A 5,122-nucleotide genomic window follows, 5' to 3' on the forward strand; every position below is an offset into this window, starting at 1 on the left:
CAAGACCCCTTGCGGGTGCTGGCCCGGACCGTGAGCCGCCAAGTCCCGTTCTCCGGCGCGTCGGCGCCGAGGGCGATCAGCGCGCAGGCCCGGCCCTGGTCGTGCAGGGACTGGGTGATCGTCGTGAGGCCTTCCCGCTCCGCTTCCGGGCCGTCGTCCCACCCGGCGAGCGCCACGTCCGCCGGCACGCGCAGCCCCCGGCGGCGCGCCGCGTCGAGGACGGCGAACGCGAGCTGGTCGCTCATCGCCACCACCGCGTCGGCGCCGGTGTCCAGCAGCGCGTCGGCCTGCGCGGCCGCTTCCGTCCGGTCGTTGCGGGCCACCACGGCCACCGGCAGCGCACGGGTGTCCAGGCCCGCGTCCCGGCAGTGGTCGAGGATGCCGCGAAGCCGGTCGCGCGTCACCGGGAACTCCACGCCATCCGGGTCCGGCCCGGTTGCCATCCGGGCCGTGCGCTCGCGGCCGAAGGGAAAACTCAGCACCGCGGGCCGCGCCGCTCCGGCGAAGACGTGCGCGGCCAGTTCCCGCGCCGAGGCCCGGTTGTCGATCGTGACCACCCGCGCGCCGTCCGCGGCCGGGCCGCCGTGCACCGCCACGGGCTTGCCCAGCCCGGTCACCACGGGGAGCACCGGATCGCTGTCGGCGGTCGTCCAGAGGATGTAGCCGTCCACCGACGCCGACGTCACGCGCTCGACGTCGGTGTCCTCGCCCGTGGTCGGGATCAGGTTCAGGCCCGTCCCACGCTCCCGGCAGACCTCGGCGACCCCGGTCAGGAAGCTGCGCGCCTGCGGGTCTTCGAAGGCGTAGGCGAGGTGCTCGCCCAGCACCACGCCGATCGTGCCGGTGCGCCGACGACGCAGTGACCGTGCCGTCGGGTCGGGACCGCGATAGCCCAGCTCGGCGGCGACCGCGCGCACCCGGCGCAGCGTCTCCGGCGCGACGCGATCCGGCTGGTTGTAGCAGTAGGACACCGTCATCGGCGAGACGCCGCTGCGGCGCGCCACCTCGGCCATGGTGACTCGGGACGTTCCCGGGCTGGACATGGCCCCAGCCTATCTGTGTATCGTTACACAATGCGAGCCGGAAGGACGAGCGTGGCGCTGGGAGCGCTCAGCGCCGCGTGCTTCGTGTCCGTGACCTCGGAAAACCTGCCGGTCGCCCTGCTGCCGCAGCTGGCGGCGGGGTTCGGTGTGCCCGGCTCTGCCGTCGGGCTGCTCATGACCGGCTACGCGGTCGTGGTCGCGGTGTCGGTCGTGCCGCTGGTCGCGCTGACCGCGCGCTGGGACCGGCGCACGGCCGTGCTGGTCACGGTCGGGGCGATCGCGGTGTCGAACCTGCTGCTGGCGCTCGCGCCCGGGTACGCCGTCGCGGTGCTCGCCCGGGTGGTCGCGGCGGCCGGGCACGGGGTGTTCTGGTCGGTGGTCGCGCCGATGGCCGCCCGGCTGCTCGGGCCGGACCGGGCAGGCCGCGCCACCGCGGTGGTGTTCGCCGGGAACTCGCTGGCGTTCCTCTTCGGGCTGCCGCTCACTTCGTGGCTGGCGGGGACGATCGGCTGGCGGGCCACTGTCCTCGCGGTGGCCGCCTCGGCGGCACTGTCGGCGGTGGTGATCCGCGCGAGCGTCGAACCGACGCCTGCCGGGCCGCGGGCTACGCCGCGCGGGTCGCTGAACCGCGCCCTCCTGCCGGTCAACCTGGCCACGCTGGTGGTGGTGACCGGGCACTTCGCCGTGTTCACCTACATCACCGCGATCATCGCGGAATCCGTCCACCTCACCGGTCCGGCGACCTCCGGCCTGCTGTTCGCGCACGGCGTGGCGGGCCTGCTCGGCCTGGTCCTGATCGGCAGGCGGGTGGACAGCCACCCGCGCGGCACCGCGCTGCTCGTCACGGCCGGTCTCGCGGCGACCATGCTCGTGCTGCTGTTCGCCGGATCCGGCGTGGTCGCGGCCGCCGCGGTCGTGCTGTGGGCCGTGCCCGCCGGCGGCATGGGCGTGGTGCTGCAGGCCGCCGTCCTGCGCGTGGCGGACCGGCCGGACCTGGCGTCCGCGGTCTACATCGTCGCCTTCCAGGCCGGCATCGCCGGGGGCGCCGCGGTGGGCGGCGCCGCCCTCGACCACGGCGCCCTGCCCGCCGCGACGGCACTGGCCGCGGGGTGCGGGCTGGCCGCCACGCTGGTCGTCCGCCGGTCCGCCGCGTTCCGGGGACCGTGACGAGCGGTCAGCGCTTGCGGAAGACCGACCGCGGGAAGAGCCGCCCGCGCCAGGACATCGGCGCGTTGCGCTCCAGGCTGCGGCGCAGGCCCTCGAACGCCGTGGCGAAGTCCTCGCCGGTGGACTGGCTGGGGGAGTACCACGAGCGCTCCACCGCGCCGACCACCGTGCGCAGGTCGTTCTTCCCGGCGTCGTCCAGGTTGTGCTGCACGGCCACCTTCTGCGCCGCCGCCCGCACCGTGTCGCTCGGCGGGATCGGGACGCCGCGATCGGCGCACTCGTCCATCAGCTCGGCCCAGGCGGCGTCCGCCGCGCCGGGCTGGTGGGACGTGATCGCCGTCAGGCGGCGGCGCCGGTGAATCTCCCGCAGCACCGCGGGGGCCAGCCCGGCCGCCGCGAGCAGCAACAGCACCAGCGCCAGCACCCAGTGCACCAGCCACGCGGTGAGCACCACGGCGACCAGCCACGCCGCGGCCGCGGCCAGCGGCAGCCAGGACGCCGTCCGCCCGCGGAGCCTGCGGATCGCGACGAACGCGCCCACGGTCAGTGCCAGCGCGACCAGCACCAGCACCAGCGCGATCCAACCGGTCCAGCCCGGCGCCGAACCGGCAGGCGCGGCCTGCGTGCCGCCCGGGTTCGCGGCGCTGCCCTGGGTCTCCGGCGCCCCGGTCGGCGCGACGCGCGTGGTGGACACGCTCGGCACGTCCTGCTCCTCCGAGTCCGAGGACCCGCTGGAGGTGGTGCCGGACTGCAGGTACGGCGGGACGTAGCCGCGGCCGTCGGAGCGCGGCGTCGGGTCGAAGCTGACCCAGCCCAGGTCGCCGAAGTACACCTCGACCCAGGCGTGCGCGTCCTGCGAGGTGATCATGCGCGTGTCGCCGTCGGCGTAGCCGGAGGTGAACCCGACCGCGACCCGGGACGGGATGTTCAGCACCCGCAGCATCACGGCCATCGCGGAGGCGAACTGCTCGCAGAAGCCGCGCTTGCCGTTGAGCAGGAAGTCGGCCAGCGCGTCGCTGTCGGTCGCGGCGGCCGTCTCGGTGTCGTAGGTGAACCCGTTCTCGCCGCTGAAGTACCGCCAGATCGCGCTCGCCCGGTCGAAGTCGGTGGTGGCGCCCGCCGCGAGGTTCTGCGCGAGGCTGACCACGCGCGGGTCGACCCCGGTGATCTGGCTGTAGCTCGCCGGGATGTCGCCGCCGCGGGTGGTGGCCGACTCCAGCTGGTCCTTCGTCGGCTCGGCCAGCGACGCGGTCTCCACGTAGGCCGGGATCCGCTGCTTGCGCTCGCTGAACACCGCGCCGCTGGTCGGGTCGTAGTACCAGCCCTGGCCGACGCCCTGCAGGCCGCGCAGCTGCCCGTACACCGGCATCCACACGTCGACCCAGTTCAGCGGCTCGATCTGGATCTGGCGGGCCTCGCCCGAGCCGTCGTCGCCGGGCGCGGCGGGCAGCGGCTGGTTCGCCGGGAAACCGGCAGGCATCGGGCCGTCCGGCAGGCTCCAGCCGCGGTTGGGGCGGTAGGTGTCGAGCGTGAACGCGCGCAGCAGGCGCTTGTCGTTGCCGAGGCCGCGGACGCGGAACAGGTCCACCGTGCTGCCCTGGTCCAGCATGCCGCGCAGCGAGGTGAACGGGTTGACGCCCAGCCCGCCGGAGCCGGCGCCCGCGCCGCTGCGGCCGCTGCCGGGCAGGCGCCCGACGGTGCCGACGGCGGTCAGCGCGGTGCCCGCGACCAGGCCCAGGACGAGGGCGACCGCGACGACGGCGACCGGTGCGGACGCGGCGGCGGGCGCGTTGCCGAGGCCGGGGGCGTCGCGGTTGCGCCAGCGGCGGTGGCGGTGATTGCCGTCGACGGCGAGCAGGCCCGCGAAGGCCGCCGCGCCGAGCAGGAACGTCCACCAGGGGAGCATGTCGTCGGCCAGCGAGGCGGGCACCGCGTAGACGCACAGCAGCACCAGGCCGGTGGCGGCGGGCGCGGAGGCGGCGACCGCGAGGGTGTCGACGAGCACCGCGACCAGGCCGATCGCGATGGTCACCAGGCACAGGATCGGCGGGGTCGATTCGACCGGCGGCAGGCCCGTGCGGATCTGCTCGAACGCCGCGGTGAGCACGCTGTTGATCTCGCCGAAGGCGGCGGGGCCCGGGATGACGCCGAGGATGCCGGTGCTGGTGAACACGCCGGTGATCAGCAGCAACAGCACGACGAGCTGGGCCAGCCCGACGACCGCGGTGGGCGTGCGGATGGCCCGCAGCGCGAGTCCGGTGGCGGCGACGAGCACGACGGCGACCGTGACGTACCCGAGCCAGCCCACCCCGCCGACGACGCCGGTCAGCGAGGTGGAGGCGCACAGGGTGGCCACCCCGGCGGCGATCGGCGCCAGGATCGAGCCCCGCCACTGCGGCGGCGGCTCGGCGACGCGCTGCGTGGGCCGGTGCAGCTCCGGCCGCCCCGGCGGGGGTGCGTCGGGCTGCTGATCGGGCCGCGGCGGGCGGCCGGTCAGGGTGGTCACAGCGTTCCCCCGGAGTTCAGGTGGCCGGCCGCGGTGGACGACCAGCCGAGGTGGTGCGGACCGCGTGGCGCCGGGCGGCCGGCGGCGGTGCGGGCGGTGGCGGCGGTGCGGGCGGTGGCAGGGGTGCGGGCGGTGGCAGGGGTGCGGCGCGTGGCCGGCCGGGTGGTGGCCGCGGCGAAGTGCCGCCGCGCCGGGGCGCTGGCCGGCGCGTGCGAGCCGGGTTGGCGCAGCGCCGTGGAAGCGCGGTCGCGGGCCGGTGTCCGTCCGGCGTCCGGTCCGCCGGCGCTCACAGCGCACCCCGCCCGGCTCGCCGAACGGAGAGTTCGTGCCGCTGGGCGTGGGATCCGCGCACGGTGGGCGCTCGCAGCGCATGTCCGGTCAGCGAGCCCCGCCTGGCGCGCCGGGC

The 5,122-nt window shown here is 75.9% G+C and carries 4 protein-coding genes; 1 reads left to right on the forward strand and 3 read right to left on the reverse strand.

The window, feature by feature from the left end:
- On the reverse strand, window positions 1–1,043 hold a 1,043-nt coding region (locus tag L2C96_RS20810; RefSeq protein ID WP_237337413.1), incomplete at its 3' end, for a LacI family DNA-binding transcriptional regulator.
- Between the two features lie 30 nt (window positions 1,044–1,073).
- Here L2C96_RS20810 and L2C96_RS20815 point away from each other — a divergent pair.
- Window positions 1,074–2,210, forward strand: coding sequence for an MFS transporter (locus tag L2C96_RS20815; protein WP_237337414.1), 1,137 nt, complete (start codon window positions 1,074–1,076; stop codon window positions 2,208–2,210).
- Window positions 2,211–2,217: 7 nt separating this feature from the next.
- Here the strand turns inward: L2C96_RS20815 and L2C96_RS20820 are convergent, their stop codons facing one another.
- Together L2C96_RS20820 and L2C96_RS20825 are read right to left on the reverse strand one after the other, a co-directional pair.
- Window positions 2,218–4,716 carry a transglutaminase TgpA family protein gene (locus L2C96_RS20820; protein ID WP_020423364.1) on the reverse strand — a complete coding sequence of 833 codons (2,499 nt, stop codon included), beginning with the start codon at window positions 4,714–4,716 and terminating at the stop codon, window positions 2,218–2,220.
- Window positions 4,713–5,006, reverse strand: a complete 294-nt coding sequence (locus L2C96_RS20825; RefSeq protein WP_237337415.1) for a hypothetical protein — start codon at window positions 5,004–5,006, stop codon at window positions 4,713–4,715. Before L2C96_RS20825 ends, L2C96_RS20820 begins: the two co-directional genes overlap by 4 nt.
- Window positions 5,007–5,122 lie beyond the last annotated feature (116 nt).

The organism is Amycolatopsis tucumanensis (genome assembly GCF_021654135.1).
Lineage (GTDB): Bacteria > Actinomycetota > Actinomycetes > Mycobacteriales > Pseudonocardiaceae > Amycolatopsis_E > Amycolatopsis_E tucumanensis.

What these genes read in the sequence shown, in the direction of transcription:
- L2C96_RS20815 (WP_237337414.1), top strand. Translation starts at nt 1,074, where the DNA reads ATGCGAGCCGGAAGGACGAGCGTGGCGCTGGGAGCGCTCAGCGCCGCG.